Source organism: Methanomassiliicoccales archaeon LGM-RCC1, assembly GCA_030168575.1.
GTDB lineage: Archaea > Thermoplasmatota > Thermoplasmata > Methanomassiliicoccales > Methanomethylophilaceae > Methanoprimaticola.
This window is the reverse complement of record CP115555.1, coordinates 93,888-111,724: the sequence shown is the minus strand read 5'-3', so window position 1 is coordinate 111,724 and position 17,837 is coordinate 93,888. Positions and strand designations below refer to the sequence as shown.

The 17,837-nt window shown below is 54.2% G+C and carries 12 protein-coding genes; 3 read left to right on the top strand and 9 right to left on the bottom strand.

Features of this window, described 5'->3' with window-relative positions; translation table 11 throughout:
* Positions 1–153: 153 nt before the first annotated feature.
* The 7 genes from PED39_00450 to PED39_00420 form a co-directional block, all read right to left on the bottom strand.
* A complete protein-coding gene (locus PED39_00450; protein ID WII07700.1) occupies positions 154–1,200 on the bottom strand; it encodes a (Fe-S)-binding protein in 1,047 nt (348 codons plus the stop codon).
* Positions 1,201–1,204: 4 nt separating this feature from the next.
* Positions 1,205–2,182 carry a mevalonate kinase gene (gene mvk / locus PED39_00445; GenBank protein WII07699.1) on the bottom strand — a complete coding sequence of 326 codons (978 nt, stop codon included), beginning with the start codon at positions 2,180–2,182 and terminating at the stop codon, positions 1,205–1,207.
* The gene (locus PED39_00440) at positions 2,182–2,703 is read right to left on the bottom strand and encodes a hypothetical protein (GenBank protein WII07698.1); all 522 of its coding nucleotides are present in this window, start codon (positions 2,701–2,703) and stop codon (positions 2,182–2,184) included. The genes mvk and PED39_00440 overlap by 1 nt, the downstream gene beginning before the upstream one ends.
* Positions 2,704–2,707: 4 nt before the next feature.
* Positions 2,708–3,832, bottom strand: coding sequence for an aminotransferase class I/II-fold pyridoxal phosphate-dependent enzyme (locus tag PED39_00435; GenBank protein ID WII07697.1), 1,125 nt, complete (start codon positions 3,830–3,832; stop codon positions 2,708–2,710).
* Between the two features lie 46 nt (positions 3,833–3,878).
* Entirely contained in the window at positions 3,879–6,020 is a 2,142-nt protein-coding gene (locus tag PED39_00430) for a DEAD/DEAH box helicase (protein ID WII07696.1), read from the bottom strand.
* Entirely contained in the window at positions 6,017–7,291 is a 1,275-nt protein-coding gene (locus tag PED39_00425; protein ID WII07695.1) for an ATP-binding protein, read from the bottom strand. Before PED39_00425 ends, PED39_00430 begins: the two co-directional genes overlap by 4 nt.
* Positions 7,292–7,357: 66 nt before the next feature.
* Entirely contained in the window at positions 7,358–9,628 is a 2,271-nt protein-coding gene (locus PED39_00420) for a TerB N-terminal domain-containing protein (protein WII07694.1), read from the bottom strand.
* 88 nt (positions 9,629–9,716) lie between these two features.
* Between PED39_00420 and PED39_00415 the strand changes: the two genes are divergently transcribed.
* The gene (locus tag PED39_00415) at positions 9,717–11,204 is read left to right on the top strand and encodes a DUF1846 domain-containing protein (GenBank protein WII07693.1); all 1,488 of its coding nucleotides are present in this window, start codon (positions 9,717–9,719) and stop codon (positions 11,202–11,204) included.
* 35 nt (positions 11,205–11,239) lie between these two features.
* Here the strand turns inward: PED39_00415 and PED39_00410 are convergent, their stop codons facing one another.
* Together PED39_00410 and htpG are read right to left on the bottom strand one after the other, a co-directional pair.
* Complete coding sequence (locus tag PED39_00410; GenBank protein ID WII07692.1) at positions 11,240–12,130, bottom strand: DUF362 domain-containing protein; 891 nt, start codon at positions 12,128–12,130, stop codon at positions 11,240–11,242.
* An 86-nt stretch (positions 12,131–12,216) separates the two neighbouring features.
* Positions 12,217–14,124 (bottom strand): molecular chaperone HtpG, encoded by a 1,908-nt coding sequence (htpG, locus tag PED39_00405; GenBank protein WII07691.1) that lies wholly within the window; start codon positions 14,122–14,124, stop codon positions 12,217–12,219.
* 514 nt (positions 14,125–14,638) lie between these two features.
* Between htpG and PED39_00400 the strand changes: the two genes are divergently transcribed.
* Together PED39_00400 and PED39_00395 are read left to right on the top strand one after the other, a co-directional pair.
* Entirely contained in the window at positions 14,639–16,603 is a 1,965-nt protein-coding gene (locus PED39_00400; GenBank protein ID WII07690.1) for a hydantoinase/oxoprolinase family protein, read from the top strand.
* Positions 16,604–16,646: 43 nt separating this feature from the next.
* Positions 16,647–17,828 carry an MFS transporter gene (locus tag PED39_00395; GenBank protein WII07689.1) on the top strand — a complete coding sequence of 394 codons (1,182 nt, stop codon included), beginning with the start codon at positions 16,647–16,649 and terminating at the stop codon, positions 17,826–17,828.
* The last annotated feature ends 9 nt before the right edge of the window (positions 17,829–17,837 follow it).

The following is a 17,837-nucleotide window of genomic DNA, read 5'->3' as shown; positions in this document are numbered from 1 at the left end:
TTCGACGTCCACGGCGCCCTCGTTCTTCGCTACGGCCTCAAGGAGCTTCTCCTCGTATGCCCACTGATGGGTGATGTGTCCCTTAATGGCGTGAACCGTGAAAGCAAGGAAGAGCTGGCGGAAGAATTGTCTGAATCTGAACCCGAGTGAGGTTCACCAGCGCATTCCCTTGGATTCCTTGGGGATGAAACCTTCGAACCTCGGTTTGTAGAATTCCTCTTTATCCGGTTCTATGGGGATGTTGTGATACTTGAACGTCTCTGTGTGTCCTGCAGCCCAGGCCACAAGCTCCGAGAGGAACAGAACGGGCATCCCGTCCGGTTGGGCATCGTATTTCGTGAAGCACTTGGGACAGGCGACGATGATCATGCATCCGTTGCCGCACTCCTTCTCCCTGTCGGCCATCATGGTCTCGGCCAGTTCCGTGTCCTTTCCGCAGCACCCCATCCCGTTGTCCACGAACTCGCATCCTAGGGCCTCGACGATGGCGATCATGTTCTTCTTCAAGGGCATGCAAGAGCATCCAGGCTCCAGGGCCACCTTGAACTTCCTATCGAACTTCGGGAGCTTGTCGATGTTGTTGTACAGGAACTCGATCATGTTCGTGGTCTTCTGCCCCTCGCTGACGAGCGCATCGGTGCATCCCCCGCAAAGGGTGATCAGCTCCTTCCCGTGAGCGTTGGCGACCATCTTCACGACGGCGTCATGCCTGTCGGTACCTGCCATCTCCCTGAATTGGGGAGGGCGCATGCAGCATCCGGAATCCTTCAGTTCCGAGCACGTCTTGCCGACAGTCTTCACTGCTGTCAATGCAGCATATTCCAGGTAGGGCGCCTTGCACTTGACGACGCATCCGGGCATGATGTAGGCATCATCCCCGTTCCATTCGTATTCTAGCTCGGTGCGCGAGGGATGGTCAGCCTGAGGCATGGCCAGCCCCGTCTGTTTGTAAGCATCGGATACATGGAGGTTGTTGGCCAAAGCCTTCAGGTCCCTCATGACGGTGAACGGATCGCTCCTCCTGCATACCTGAGAGCAGGTACCGCATAGGATGCACTTGGACACGTCGTCCTCTCCCCCTATCATGATCTCGTGGGGATCCACACCTCCGTATTTGTGGGAGGGGCAGTATGGTGTGCATTTTCCGCAGCTGATGCATTTCTGCATGAGTCTGGCGATCTCGTCCTCGATCATTCCCATAGTATCACTTCATCATCGGGACATCCAAAGGTTCTCCCTTTGCCATCTCCGTCTCCATGCGGGCTCCTTCCGCCCCGCTCTTGATTATCATCGGCGTTCCGCCTCTCGATGCGATGGCTTCAGCCACTTTATCCGGCTTGTCCGTAAGGGCGACCATGCACCCTCCGCCTCCGGATCCGGTTAGCTTCGCCCCGTAAGAGTATGGGAGCGATGCGTTGACCAGTTTGTTGAGTTCCTTGCAGGACACTCCCAGGATGGACAGCAGCTTGTGATCCTTGGTCATCAGACGGCCCAGAGCTTCTTTGTCGCCATTCTTGAGGGCCTTGTATCCTTCCAACGTGAGCATCCCGATCTCATCGATGATATCGGATGCGAAGCTGTTCCTGCTCATGTATCTTCTGACCTTGTCCACCTGAGGTCCTGTGGGTGCTTTGACTCCGGTGTTCCCGATGACGAATGACAGATCAGGCACTTTGATGTCCGTGACCCTCCATGTGCGCTCTCCGCGGGATATGGTCCACAGTTCCTTGGAGTCATCGTCCATGTTGATGGCGACTCCTCCTCCGTGGACGCATGCGGATGCATCCATAGGCGATCCGCCTCCCTGGGCATGCAATTCTGCGCCGTACGCCTCTTCTACCAGCGACAGCTCAGTGGGGAACTCTCCCCTCTCTGTGCGGATCGCCAGTGCCAAGGCGGCCGATAAGGCGGCAGAGGAACCCATGCCTGCTCCCGAGGGCAGTTGGCTGGTGGTGAGGAAATCGAGGGCGTAGTTCATCCCTCTGGTGAGATAGTTGAAATGGGGCTGCCTGCTCAGGTCGAGACTGTCACCGTTGACCGTGAACTTCCTGCTCCTATGGACACTGCAGTATATCCTGCGGTCCGTAGCAAGGACGATGGCCGGTTTGCCATAGACTACTGAATGCTCTCCGAGCACCACGAACTTCCCGGGAGCAGAGGCGGTCACCCATTGCGTCGTCATCACTGATTCAATCCGTATTTGTTCATCTCTTCCCTGATGGCATCGTTGGGGTTGCGTCCGTTCAGGAGAGGCTGGGGGATGTTCCACCATGCCTCCTCCATGTCCATCAGTCTCTTCTCGAACATGTCGTCCGATTCCCCGGCCTGGGGCTCGATCTTGCTGAGCTCCTCCATGACCGTGTTGACGAGGTCCACTCCGAATCTCTGGTTGACCAGGTTCAGTCCAATGAACGAGTCCAAGCTGGTGGCAACCTCTTCCCTGTACTCAGGCTGGAGGCTCTCCATGATCATGTCCAGCACCCCGTGCACCGTGGCCTTGAAGACGAAGGACATCTTGCCTTCGACCGGCAGCTTGTCGTCGGCCATGGTCTCGTCCATGAGCCTCTTTCCGAACAGTGTCTCGATGGCAACCGCCCTGTTGGGGTTCTTTCCGAAGGAGTACTCGTTCAGTATCTCTTCCGGGCTCTTCTCTGGTTCGGGCTCTCCGAAGAGGCCCGCATTGGGGTCGAAATCGTTAGACATTATCTCACCTTAGTTTCTTGACTGTGGACTCAAGGATGTCCATTCCTTTGTTGATCTTTGTTTCGTCTGCTGCGTAGGAGAACCTCAGATGGCCTTCTCCGTACTTTCCGAATGCCGATCCCGGGGTGCATATGAGCCCAGCTTTGACCAGTTCCCCTGCCAGTTCCTGGGAGCTGATCTTCATGTCGAACGAGGGGAATGCGTAGAATGCTCCCTTCGGAGGTTCGATGCTGAATCCGGGGATCTCGTTTAGCCTCTTGCATATCAGGTCCCTTCTGGCCTTGTAGACGTTCCTGGCGTTCTCCAGGTAAGGGTCTATGCTGGGCAAGGCATCCAGTATGCCGTACATGGCGGGCATGTTGGGGCTAGCGCAGACATGGTACTGCATCTTGATCAGGTATTCCATCATCTCCTTGCTGGCGCAGAGGAATCCCATCCTCCAGCCGGTCACCGCCATCATCTTGGAGAATCCGCTGGCGACAATAGCCTTATCCAGCTGGTTCATGAATGACAGGTGCTTGCCCTCGTAGATGAAGGACTCGTACACCTCGTCGGCCAGGATGGTTATGTTCTTGTCGGCGGCGATGTCGCAAAGGGCCTTGTAGCTCTCCTCGTTCAGAACGCCCCCGGTAGGATTGGAGGGAGTGGTAATGACCAGCATCTTCGTCTTGGAAGTGATCTTCGACTGTATGTCGTCGATGTCGGGCTGGAAGTCCCCGTCCGTGAGCTTGTATTCGGTGAACGTGCCGCCTGCGAGCTGCGCGTGCGGCCCGTAGATGACGAAACCGGGGCTGGGAACGAGAACATCGTCGCCCGGGTTCACCACGCTCATTGTGATCTCCAACAATGCCGATGATCCGCTGGGAGTGATCATTATGTTGTCACCCGTGATGTCACCGTATTTCCTGAACCTGTCGGCAACAGCCTTCCTGAGCTCGGGTATTCCGGCGGTAGGGCCGTACTTGTTACGTCCCTCTGAAGCGGCCTTGTTCATGCCCTCTACGGCTTCCTTGGGCGGTGCGAGATCGGGTTCACCCAGGCCTAGATTGATGGAATCCGGGCCAGCCATGTCGAACATCTTTCTGATACCTGACATCGGGATGTCGTGTATCCTGTTGGAGATCTGCATGGTGCGGGTCATACCTTCTGTAAATAAAAGTAATCGTGGGCGCGCGTTAGAGTTCGAGGCCTGTATCCAGCTTATCCGCAACGAACTCCCTTACAAGCAGGGATTCGGGGATGTATCTGTCGTATTTCCCGTATTTCAGAAGGTCCTCGTCGTAGATCAGCGGAGCGAGGTCCCTCTCCTCGACGTACCTCAGCACCCTGTCGATTATCTGGTCCTCTGACAGTTTGGTCCTGATGTCGATGTAGTAGGGCTGATAGGCCCTGATGGAATCTGTGCCGATCACTTTCTGGAGGATCCTCCTGAGGGTGTCGAACTGTTTCGTCCCCAGCCAGGGGTACATCCTGTATCCGCCTTTCCTCTCCGAGAACAAGGTGGTCATCCCGTTCTCCCTGGCGATGGCCCTGCTCTCTTGGAGACGAGCTTTCGCGGCATCGTCCAGATAGTGGTACTCCTCATCGCTCTCTAGAACCTCCAACATCTTCTTCATGACGCGGTTGTGTGTCGGCGGGGTTCCTGATTTCCAGGGGTTGCACGCCTCTCCGTCGCATTCCTCCACCTCGACCGTAGATTTCTCCTTGGAGGCCTTGATGACCCTCCATACGCGTCCGGCCAATTGGATGAAATCATCTTCTGAGGGCATATTCTGTATCGAACCGACCATGTGGCCGTCGCATTTCACCATGACCTCTTTCTTAGTGGTGAACACAGAGCAGAAGTCGCGGTTGAACACAACACGTTCAGCATTCTGGCCAATCAGGATCGTCTGGTCTGACATGACCTCTAAGTGGCCTATGTTGACCAGATGCTTGATCATCAGTCTGTACTGCTCCTTCGAGATGTTCCTGAACGGGTACATCGAGAGCACGTCCGAAGCTAGCAGCGAGAATTTGGCCCCGATCCCGGAACGGAGGTATTCCATCGTCTGGTGGTAGAGGAGTCCGAACGGCATGGAGTTCTGCTCTGCCGGTTCGGTCCACCCCTCATTCAGGACGAGCTCCGACATCGCGACGGCCTTGACCAGACTCATGGAAACGCCATCCAAAGTCGCCCACCATTCCTCGGCGTCCTCGTTGCACATGAGGATAAGGTTCTGTCCGTTTCCTCTCCTTCCGGAACGGCCCATCCTCTGGACCAGGCCCGAACATGTGTACGGGGCATCGATCTGGACTATCCTATCCAGATCCCCTACGTCTATCCCCAGCTCCAAAGTGACCGTAGCCACGGTCGTGTTCTTGACCATGGGGTTCTTCAATCTGTCCTCCGCTATCTTGCGGTACTCCTTGGATATGCTGCCGTGATGGATCGTGACCTCGTCTGGATAGCCTTTCTTCTCCGAGACGATCCTAAGGGATTTGGCAGCCATCTCGGCGCTGTGCCTGCTGTTGGTGAACACGATGCAGTTGTAGCCATGCGTCTCCCTGAACAGGTCCAGGTAGTACGATGTGATGGCCTTCTTCCTGTCCACGCTGTCAGTCTCTGGATCCGGAAGAGGGAAGGCGTTGTACTTGATGCGTATGTTGCGCTGGTTACTGGCCTTATCGTAGACGATACTGACGTAGCGGCCAGTATCAGCCTTCAGCCATTCTGCGGCATCCTCCCTGTTCGCAATGGTCGCTGAAAGCCCTATCCTTCTCGGATCGCAGTGGGCGAGGAGCTCCAATCTCTGGAGACAGCACAGCAGCTGCAGTCCCCTGTCGGAATCCATGAATGCATGCACTTCGTCGATGATGATGAACCTGAGATCCCCGAAAAGCCTCTCCACTTCCTCAGGGTTATACGAAACGATGTTCTGAAGGGATTCAGGTGTAATCTGGAGTATCCCGCTGGGTTCAGCGACGAGTTTGTCCTTGGAACTCTTGGCGATATCTCCGTGCCATCCTGTAATCTTGAGTTCCGATTCCCCTAGAACCGGCCCCATCCTCTCGAACTGGTCGTTGATCAGTGCCTTCAGCGGACCGATGTACAGCGCCCCCACGCTCTCGGGGGGATTGCTGTAGAGCGAACCTATGACCGGGAACATCGCTGCCTCGGTCTTACCGCTGGACGTTCCCGCTGAGATCAGTATGTGGTCATCCGTGGAATAGAATGCCTCGAAGGTCTGGTTCTGGATCTCCCTGAAGCCGGACCATCTGCAGTTGTGGATGTACTCTTTGACGAACCAAGGCAGCTTATCGAAGTACTCGCTCATACCTCGAGGTCCTCGATGATCTCATCGTCGGGGTTGTCATCGGCCTTGACGAGCCTTCCCTCAATCAGGTCCATGAAGTTCAGGTCCCCGTTCTGGTGCATGGTGTCCAGAAGGCTGATGAGGTCCCTTGTGATCTCCCTGGGGGTGATCATAGCGGTAGAGACGACGTTGGACATGATCGTCCTGAGGTATGTCTCCAGCATCTCGTCGGTGATCTGCGATTTGTACTCGTACCTCTGCTCGTGGAGGTCCTTGATCGTCTTGAGGAGGACGAAGACCTCCTCGTTCGTCAGGGGCTTGAGGTTGATGATCGGCCCGAGGTAGTTGTCGAATCCGTTCTCGTAGCGTCCGGCGACGAGCCTGGACCTGAGTGCCTCATAGCTGTACAGTCCCCTGTTGGGGTCCTCGATGAACTCGGGTGTCCCGCAGACGTAGATGGACATGTACTGCGTCTTGCCCTGCATGATGTCGTTGAACATGGTCAGCAGACGCTCGTAGTTGTTGGCCCTGGAGACCTTGTTCTGCAGCTTGTAGAGGATGACCCCTTCGTCGATGAAGACGATGAGTCCCTTGTATCCGAGCCTCTTGAAGATGCCTGACCAGATCTTGATCATGTCGTACCAGTTGCTGTCGTCTATGACGACGTTGGTGCCGAGGCTCTTCCTGGACTCCTTCTTGAGGTCCAGTTCTCCCTTCAGCCACCTGAGGGCGGTGATGTCGTCCTTGCCGTCGAGGAAATCGTTGGTGTAGCAGACGATGACCCTCATGAAGTCCTGATAGTTCTGATAGCTGGAGATGTCCGCGACATCAGCACGCATGGCCTTCTCGATATCCTCTTTGGATGGGGATCCGCCCAGTTTCTCCTGTGTGTTGGAGATCCAGTTCTGGAGAAGGGACTCCAGTGCTCCCCCGTCGGGTCTGGCCTTGTATGCTATGTTCCTGAGGAGCTCCTTGTACGTGTTGAGCCCCTCGCTCTTGGAACCAGTGAGTCTCCTGTTGATGGCGAGATCGGCATCCATGACAACGAAGCCGTTCTCCATGGCGTAGTTGCGTATCATCTGCGTCATGAAGCTCTTACCGTTACCGAAGCGGCCGGAGATGAATCTGAATGCTCCTCCGCCTGCAGCGGTGTCCTCCAGGTCGTTGACGAACGTCTCGGTCTCCTTCTTCCTACCTACCGCGATGTACTCCAATCCCCTTCTAGGTACGACACCAGAGGATAGAGCGTTCATCATTCCGATCAGAGTTCTCTTTGGGACGGTTTCTGTCATGGTAGAATTCCCTTCGGGGCGCCGTATATAATGCGCGCATATACTTTTATCGCTGTTCTGCGGGCATCAGAGCAACGATCTAACGTCGTCCGCATAGTCCTCGAAGACGTTTCCGTCCTCAACGATGCTGTCGCCCACTGAATCCATGGCGAGAGTGTTGATAGCCTCTTCTATCCTGGTCATCAGCAGCCCCTTGTCCTTGAGATACTGTTTCGCCTTGCCTTCGAGAGCGGCTTCGAGGTATCCTTTCTGGTCATCATCCAGAGCCTCGGAAAGGCCCTGCCATGTGTTGGAAATCGCTCTCACGGGCTCGACAGGCTTGGTGACAATCTCGGGAACTATCTCCTCGTCGTTTCCGACCTTCATCATCTCGGTGACTTCTTTGAGGGCAGCCTGTGCACCAGACACCGCCTCGAGATCCAGTTTCATGTTGCTGGCTCTTTCTTTGATCTCCTCTATGGCCTTATTCTCGTACCATGCGGAAACACTCTTGGATACGATATCCTTGCAGTCCATTCCAAACGCGGCCACCTTGCCGATCTTGACCGCCTTTCTGGTCCTCTTCATGCGCACTGCTGAGAACACGGCTTTGACTATCTCCTTCAGAGAGTCGTCGAACATTCCGTTGTAGATGTAGTTGAGATAGGTGAATCTGGCCTTCCTGATCTCCTTGAAGTACTTCAGGCCCTCGAAGACATTGATGACGGTGTTGACCTTCTCGGGGTCGCACAGTTCCTCGATCGATGTGCCTTCCGCTTTCAACGTTGCCTGAACGCCGCGTATGGACATGTTGGTGATCCCGACACAGTCGGGGTCGAACTCCCTGGTCATCGTCTTATCGTTGATGCCCGATAGGAACAGGAGCAGTGTCTTGTCAGGCCTGACGTTCATTCCCTTGAGGAACTGGTCCATGACCAGACAGGCGGTTATGTTGGATTCGCTGATGGAAGGCTCAGGGAACGGTAGCTTGTGGACCACGGAGTACTCGAAGCAGGTCTTTCCGATGAGCTTCTCCTCATCGGCCGAACCGTAGGCCTTGTGGAGTGCTATCAGCTGGTCCAGGTTCTTCTGGGGATCCTCCTTGACATTGATGAGTTCGCAAAGGTACAGCCATAGGTATCCCCAGTCGGTCTCTCCGTAGTTGCCTTTGCGGGTCTGGTCACGCCAGTATACGTAGCATTTCCTCTGAGGCTCGGTGAACGACCTCCAGTCGGGGTTCGTGAATCCGGACGGGATGTACTCCTGCTTCTCCTTGATCTCCACGTTCCAATTCCTCTCGATATCTGTCTTGAGGTGCGGGCTCACATGCTGCTTCTCAGCGTTCTTGTCGATGTTGAGTATGGGCTTAGGCTTCTCCGCGGTTCCGTATTGTGCTTCCAGATGCGCTCCCATATCGACAAGCGCCCTTTCCTTAGAGGACATCGGGACCCTGGTGGTGCCTCTCCATTCCTTCGGGATGCGCTCGTATTCTCCGGGCCCTTCCGAGAATATCCTGTCGACAATTCCCCTGAACTCCTTATTGAACGAGCTGGGGGTGGCAGGGCCCTTCTCACCGATCTCCTTGCACAGGACCTTCCTGGTGTACGAGAACAGTCCGAGCATGAACTCTCCGAAGACACCATCAGTGCGGAGCTTCTCATAGGTGACCTGATAGTCCTTGTCCTTTCCGTATGGGAGGTACATGAAGACCTTGAACAGCTCGGAGACCATCCCTTCGGAGTAGGTCTTGGCGATTCCCTTGCCCGTATTCTCCATCAGGAAACGGTCTATGGCGATGAGGCTGTCGTTGAAAAGTGAAACATGTCTGAGGTTGTCCACGCCGTCGGCGTGCACCTTCGGGCCTCCCGACAGATACCAGATCAGCTCCCTGTTGAGCCTTCTCGTCGGGAAGGACATTATCTCTGATGTGACCATGAACGATCTTACGGATCCCTTTCCAAGCCACATGACGGGGAGGTCCAGGTCGTGAACCACGGCATAATCGAACATCACCGATCCCAGATCGGACTGGGGCATGCCGTGCATCCTGGTGTTCTCGTAGAGCAGCCTGAGCTCTCTGATGCCTTCGGCAGGATCCATATCGGAGTTGATGATCTCGACCACTCTGAGCTTTGCATATCCCCTGTCGGACTTGAGGCAGTTCCCGCGGGACAGCTCGTCCCTCCAGTAAAGGTAGTATGCTCTCTGTTGGCGGTCCATGACGGAGTAATCGGCATTCCTGTGCTCGCACCTGATGTACTCGCATTCCTCTCCGTGCCTGTCCCTGTACTCCTCGATCTGGGATAGAAGATCGTTGACGTTGTATTCGCGTCTTTCCTCGTACGGATTGAATGCCATCAGAACTACCTGCTCCAGTATAGCTCTCAATCATAAAATAACTGTCAGTCCGTGCGTCTTTTATAGGATTCTGCCGTTATTTCTTTGCATGAAGGTCGGTTTCGACAACGACATGTACCTCAAGACGCAGTCCGAACATATCAGGGAACGCATCCAGAAGTTCGGAGGTAAGCTGTATCTCGAGTTTGGTGGCAAGCTTTTCGACGATTATCACGCATCAAGGGTCCTTCCCGGTTTCATGCCCGACAGTAAGATCAGGATGCTCATGGAGTTCGGTCAGGACGCTGAGGCGATCGTGGTCATCAATGCCGAGGACATCGTCAAGAAGAAGATACGCAAGGACTTCAGCGTAGGATACGACTCCGAGGTGTTCAGGCTCGTGGACATGTTCCTCGACAGGGGCATCGGAGTGTGCGGTCTGGTCATCACGCATTTCAACGGACAGGCCGAGGCAGAGGCATTCCAGAAGAAAGCCGAGTCCAACGGTCTGAAGGTCTACAGGCACTACCTGATAGACGGATATCCCTCCAATGTCGACCTCATCGCATCCGACGAAGGATTCGGAAAGGATGAGTTCGTCCCGACCACCAAACCGCTAGTCGTTGTCACCGCTCCCGGACCTGGAAGCGGAAAGATGGCTGTCTGCCTCTCGCAACTCTACAACGAGAAGAAGAGAGGCGTGTCCGCAGGATATGCGAAGTTCGAGACCTTCCCGATTTGGAATATCCCGCTGAAGCATCCGGTGAACATCGCCTATGAGGCGGCCACGGTGGACCTGGCGGATGTCAACATGATCGACCCGTTCCATCTGGAAGCATACGGAGAGACCACGGTCAACTACAACAGGGACATCGAGATATTCCCCGTTGTGAACGCGATCCTCGAAGGTGTTCTGGGAAACTCTCCCTACAAGTCCCCTACGGACATGGGAGTGAACATGGCGGGCAACTGTATTGTCGACGACGAGTTCGTCAGGAAAGCAGCGAACTATGAGATCATCAGACGTTACTTCTCGACCCTCAGGGACCGCAGGGAGGGCAGAGCATCGGCAGAGACCCTTCTGAAGTCCGAGATCTACATGAAGAATGCCGGTATCACCCCGGAGTACCGCAAGACCGTAGCAACCGTCAGGCAGCTGATGACAGAGACGGAAAGGCCCATAGTCGCAGCAGAGCTGGATGACGGAAGGCTGGTCACTGGAAAGGCCACCCCGTTGACCACAGCATCCTCATCGCTTCTTTTGAACATGCTGAAGGAGCTCGCGGGCATAGACGATTCCGTCACTCTGATTTCCAAGGAGGTCATCGAATCGGTCCACAGGCTGAAGGTCAACAACCTCGGGTACAAGAACCCCCGCATGCATCTCGATGAGATGCTTGTAGCCCTTTCCATAATCGCAAGGACCGACAAGAACGCGGAGAAGGCATTCGCGATGCTCCCCCTGCTGAGGGGATGCGACGTGCACTCCTCGGTGATCCTTTCCGCCGTGGACGAGGGAGTGTACAAGAAGCTCGGTATGAGCACATCCAGTGAGCCCGAGCATCAGACCAAGTGTCTCTTCCACGAAAGTTTCTGAGAAATATGCGGGGGATTCCCCCCCCCCCCGCTGATTTACAGTTTTATCAATTCGTATTCGCGTGATCCGTAACCCATCTCTGCTGCATGTTCGATGGTGTGGAATCCGCTCTTGCTGTTGACTCTCTCCATGAAGTGTTCTTTTCCGGGGTCATCTGATGCCACGACGAGGTCCAGACAGGCCTGGTCGATAGCAACGGGGTCGAGAGATGATAATATCCCGATGTCCTTCATGCAAGGGGGGTCCGGGGTCGCAACGCAGTCGCAGTCCACGGACAGGTTCTTCATGACGTTGATGAAGGCCATGTTCCCGTTGAAGTATTTGACCACGGTTGATGCCGCTTCGGCCATACCCTCGCAGAACGCAGGATCACTGGCATGGACGTCCCATCCTGCGACGGGATCGGTGGATTTTCCACAGGTGTGTATGAGGATCTTTCCTGTCTTCGAAGCACATCCGATAGAGAGCTGTTTGAGTGCTCCGCCATATCCTCCGTTAGGGTGTCCCTTGAAGTGTGCCAGTACAAGCATGGAATCGTAGTTCTTCAGGTTCTTTCCGACATAGTTCTTCTTGAGCTGTTTGCCGGCGGGGATGTCGAATTCCACATCTGGTCCCTCGGCATCCATGAGGTCCACGTCGAAGTACTTGCTCCATCCGTGCTCCTCGAGGAGCTTCCTGTGGGAGTCCGTGTGGTCCCTGACGCCGACGAATCTGTCTCCGTAGGCCGTGTTGCACTCCACGACGCGACCGCCGACCTTGTCGATGACCGGCTTCCAGAACTCGGGTTTGAGGAAGTTGAAGTTTCCCTTCTCTCCGGAGTGGACCTTAACGGCCACCTTTCCCTTCAGTTCTATGTTCAACGCCTCGTACATCTTCACTACGTTCTCGGGCGTGATTTCCTTCATGAAGTAGACTTTCGATTTCATATGTGGCCTCCTTCGAACCGTTCGGTTCCAACGAGGTCTGGACTGAATTGTAGAAATAAAAAAGAAGGGGGAGACCCCCATGAGTTTCAGAACAGTTTAAACACGTTCTCGGAGTAGTTCAGAAGGTCCTCTACAGGCATTCCGGCCAGGAGAAGCGCCTGATCGAGCATGATGGAGCACATCGATTTGGCTTTGTCCTTATCCTCAGAGTATGCCTTTTTCAGGGATTCGAAAGCCGAGTGGTTCGGGTTTATCTCCAGCACGCGCTTCGCTTTCATACCCTCATTCGGGGACCCCGGCAGGCTGGCGAAATACTTCTCCATCTCGAAGGATACGTCCCCTTCGGAGCTCAGGCATACCGCATGAGTCTTCAGTTTCCTGGAGAGTTTGACGGAATCCACCTTGTCCCCGAGGGTCTCCTTTACGAAGTCCAGAAGCTCCTTGGATTCCTCCTCCTTTGCTTCTGCCTCCTTCTTCTCCTCCTCGGTACCCAGGTCGAGGCCGTTGCTGTTGATGTCGCAGAACTCCTTCTCGTTGTAGTTCCTGAGGGTCTTGAGAGTGAACTCGTCCAGTTCCTCGGTGAGACAGATTATGTCATATCCTTTCTCACGTACCTGTTCGGCCTGGGGGATCTGCTTCGCCCTAGAGACGCTCTCCGCTGATGCGTAGTAGATCTTGTCCTGACCCTCCTTCATGTCGGAGACGTATTCCTGCAGCGTGATGGGTTTGTCCTTCTCTACCGAGGGGAACATGATGAGGTCCTTCAGCAGGTCGGCCTTAGCGCCCCAGTTCTCGACGATGCCGTACTTGAGCTGCGGTCCAAAGTTCTTGTGGAACGCCTCATATGTTTCCCTGTCATCCTTGAGGATCCTTTCCAGATCGTTCTTGATCTTCTTCTCCAGGTTGCTCCTGATCATGCTGAGCTGACGATCGTGCTGGAGCATCTCCCTCGAGATGTTCAGCGAGAGGTCCGGTGAATCCACGACACCCCTGACGAACCTGAAGCAGTCTGGCAGCAGGTCCTTGCACTTGTCCATGATCATGACTCCCGAGGAGTAAAGCTGCAGCCCGGGCTCGAATTCCCTGCTGTAGAAGTTGTAGGGTGCGACCTTGGGGATGAACAGCATTGCCTTGTAACTGACGGTTCCTTCCGCGTTGATGCGGATGACGGATATGGGTTCCTCATAGTCATGGAACTTCTCCTTGTAGAATTCCTTGCAGTCCTCGTCGGATACGCTCGACTTGTCCCTCTGCCAGATGGGCACCATGCTGTTGACCACGGTGTCCTCCATGTGTGATCTCCATTCCTTCTTGGGGGTGCCGTCCTCGTTCTTTTCGCCGGTCTCTTCCATCGCGCCCTTCTCGAGCTCCATGTGGATAGGCCAGCGGACATAGTCGGAATACTTCTTGATGAGGTCCTCCAGGGTGTATTCGTCGAGGTACGAGCTGAACGTCTCATTCTCATCGTCCTTCCGGATATGCATGATGACATCGGTTCCGTGAGAGTCTCTCTCGCATTCCTTGATGGTATATCCGTCAGCGCCTTCGCTGGTCCATCTCCATGCCTTGTCCTCTCCGTATGCCTTGGAGATGACAGTTACCTTGTCGGAGACAAGGAACGAAGAGTAGAATCCGACACCGAACTGGCCGATGATGTCCACATCCTTGCCTTCCTCAAGGTTCTTCTTGAAGTCCAGGGAACCGCTGTGGGCGATGACTCCGAGATTAGCATCCATATCCTCTTTGGTCATCCCTATACCGTTATCGGATACGGTGACCGTTCCGGCGTCCCTGTCGATCGTGACGTCGATGCGGAAGTCTTCCCTTGCGACGGGAACGTCGGACTCCGTTATGGATTTGTAATGCAGCTTGTCGATGGCATCCGATGCGTTGGAGATGATTTCTCTGAGGAATATCTCCCTGTGCGTGTAGATGGAGTTGATCATCAGGTCGAGCAGCTGTTTCGATTCTGCCTTGAATTGTTTCTTTGCCATTTCAAGAACCTCTAGCTTCAATCTTCTGAGATGAAATAGAGTTAGAACTTCTATAAAAAAATTATTAAAATTGATTTGTCGTGAACTAATTGTTTTGGATTTTGGAAAGAATCAGCGAGTATTATGGGCGGTTAGGAGGCTCTGAGCCCTTCTTCTAAAGGGGTCGACCTTTCGAGCCTCCGACATCATTCAGCCGATGTCAATCTTTTTCTACGCCGATGGTTTATGACTATTCGATAACGATGGTCAATGGACCCACCGTTATAGTCAGCCGGAATCCGCCTTGCGGACTACGGCAAAAGGTGGTATTAAACGTATTCTCACCTCCTGTCAGTCCCCCGGGGTCGACACCCTGATAGGACTTTAGTCCGTTTGTACCGGACCAAAAGTCCGGGAACCGGCAGGAGATGAGTTTTTGAATGGGTATCTAGAAGTGAGTTCCAGAATTCACTGTTACCACATAGTGCGCAATTATCCTCGATATGCTTTTAGGCCTTATCGGACATTCGTACCCATGGTCCTAGGCTTGGGGATAGACACCGGAGGAACCTATACGGACTCCGTTGTCATCGACATCGATACGAAGGAGATAGTCTGCCGTTCCAAGGCCCTCACCACCCGCGATGACCTGATCAAGGGGATAGTCTCTTCTCTCAAGGGCCTCTCCAAGACCGATGGGATCTCAATCGTTTCATTGTCATCCACCCTTGCCACGAATTCTATCGTCGAAGGGAAGAGCTGCCGTGTCGGACTGATAGTCCTGGGCAAGAAGTTCGGCCATACCGTGAACATAGCGAATTATGCATACATCGATGCGCAGCTGGACCTTAAGGGCAGGACTGTCAAGAAGCTCAACATGGATGAGGCCAAGGCTGCTGTAGAATCGATGCGTGGAAAGGTGGACGTCCTAGCTGTCGTAGGATACATGAGCGTCCGTAATCCGAGCCACGAAGATACCGTGAGGAATCTGGCGGAGAAGATGCTCGGGATCCCCGTCGTCTGCGCTCACGAGCTGACATCCAAACTAGGGTTCGAGCAGAGGGCCAATACTGCCATAATCAATGCGGGACTGATCCCGACGATCATCGATCTGATCAAGGCGGTGACGAAGGCTTTGGAGGATCTCGGAATCGACGCCCCTTTGATGATCGTCAAGGGCGACGGATCCATCATGAACACCAACACGGCGATCAGGAGACCCATTGAGACCATCATGTCCGGGCCGGCATCCAGTCTGACCAGCGCCATGGTCCATACAGGAATCCAGGACGCGCTCATCGCCGACATCGGAGGAACGACCACGGATCTGGGGATCATCCACGGCGGTTTCGTTCGCACTCTGGACACCGGCGCCCTGGTGGGCGGACACAGGACGAGGGTACGTGCAGCAGACGTCAGCACCTACGGAATGGGCGGTGACAGCCGCATCTCCGTAGAGAAGGGTAACATATTGCTGTCCGCAATACGCATCATCCCCGTCTGCATAGCTGCATCCAAATGGCCCAGCGTCAAGGAATGGGTCGATGGCCTGCAGTCATTGGATCAATCTCCTTCGGATACCGTATCCGATTGCGAATTCTACACGAGGGCATCCAACACCGAGCTTTCGTATCTGACCGAGGCTGACAGGAAGTTCCTCAAGCTCATCGAAGAGAGGCCTTATTCCGTAAGAGAGGCATCAGAGGTGCTGGAGATCCCGTTCGAGAGATTCTGCCTGAGGGATCTGGAATCGGAGGGATATGTCACACGCATAGGCATTACTCCAACGGACATATTGGCGGCCGAAGGGACCTACAAGGAGTACGATACCGAGGCATCGGTCAAGGCAGTATCTATGCTGGCATCGAAGTCGGGCATGTCCACGAATGTGTTCATCGAGTCCGCCAAGAAGGCTATCGTCAAGAAGATCGTCAGATGCATCATGGACCACATGATCAGGGCAGAGACCGGAAAGGATGAGCTGTCGAAAACGGATGAGGCCATCATTGAGGAGGTCCTCAGGGACTCATCGGAATACAACGTGGGGATGAAATTGAAGATGCCCATAGTCGGCATCGGCGCCCCAGTAGGTGCATGGCTGCCAGCCGTGTCGGAGATACTACAGACGGAACTGATCCTTCCTGATAACTACGATGTAGGGAACGCCATAGGTGCCATCTCCAGTTCAGTCACCGAGACTGTAGAATTAACCGTGCGTGCAGGATTCCAGGATTTCTCCGAGGATCCGGAATGCACCGTCTACAACGGTGAGGAGGCGTTCGATTTCCCTGAGAAGGATGAGGCAATAGATTTCGCTGTCCAGGAGGCAACGAGGATCGCCACTGCGAGAGCGATAGAATCCGGAGCCGCAGAGGTGAACATCGAGAGCAAAGTCGTCGAGATGCTCATAGACGTGGAAGGCAAGGGGAAGAAGGTGTTCCGCGGCGCCACCGTAATCGTCAGAGCATCGGGTAAACCGATGATGCACTGGTTCGACTAAATTTATTAATCGGGACTCTTTCGCGCTCTCCAGAGGCCCAAATATGAAGCTGAGTGACGGAGCGTTGATTGTTCTAATCATAATGCTCAGCATGTTCGCTCCGCTGGCCACCGATATGTTCCTGCCGGCTCTTGATGAGATGGTGGAATATTTCGAGACCGACGAGGCCACCTTCAGCATGACGATGTACATGTTCATGCTATTCCTCGCCATCGGTGTCCTTTTCCTGGGCCCTGTCAGCGACAAATATGGGAGAAGATCCGTTCTAATCGGTTCTTTGGCACTGTTCATTGCATCCAGTTTTCTGTGCAGTGTCGTGAACTCCATAGTCCTTATGATTCTGTTCAGAATGCTGCAGGCTGTAGGTGCCGGAGGAGCGATGGCAACGTCCGTCGCGCTCATCAGGGATTGCTTTGACGGCGAGAGGAGATCGAAGGTCCTTACCATCGTTGCTGTGATCGGAGTTTTGGGTCCGGTCATCGCGCCGGTTCTCGGTCAGGTCATGATATGGGCAATGGATTGGAGGGCCACGTTCTGGGCACCAGCCATCGTGGCATTGATATGTGCGCTCATGGCCCTGATGCTGCCCTCGGAGATCCCGACTGAGAGATACAAGGGATCGATCATGGGTTCCGTGAAGACCATGGTCCCCATCCTGAAGAACGGGGACTTCAGAAGATTCACGATAATGATGAACATGTTCGCCTTCGGAATCCTGGCCTACGTATCCGTTTCCGAATACATCTACAAGGAGAAGGGATTCGATGTCGGCGATGCTTACTCATTCTATCTTGCGGGAGCGATGATCATGGGAGTAGTTCTCATGCTGATCATCGAGAGGTTCAGAATGAGCAACAAGACTCATATCGCGGTCATGTTCGCACTCATCGTCATAGCTACGGCGATCCTCTGGTTGCTTGGAGCCGAGAACCCGCTCTTATTCTTCGCAGGAATAGTTCCCTTCATCGCCGCATCATCGATCGCTCGTTCCTTCGGTTTCAACATACTTCTGGCGCAGGATGTTGGTAACTCTGGAGCGATATCCTCCGTACTGAATTTCATCCACTTCCTGTTCGCGACCGCAGGGATGATCGTGGTGGTCAACCTGCCCTTCGGTTCTTACATCGAGAGCGTCGCATTCTGTTTCACTCTTTTCTTAGTGGTATATGCAGTCCTCTGGGCTGTCATGAAGATAAGGGGCACTACGCTCAAAGGATTAGAATGAAAATGGGGC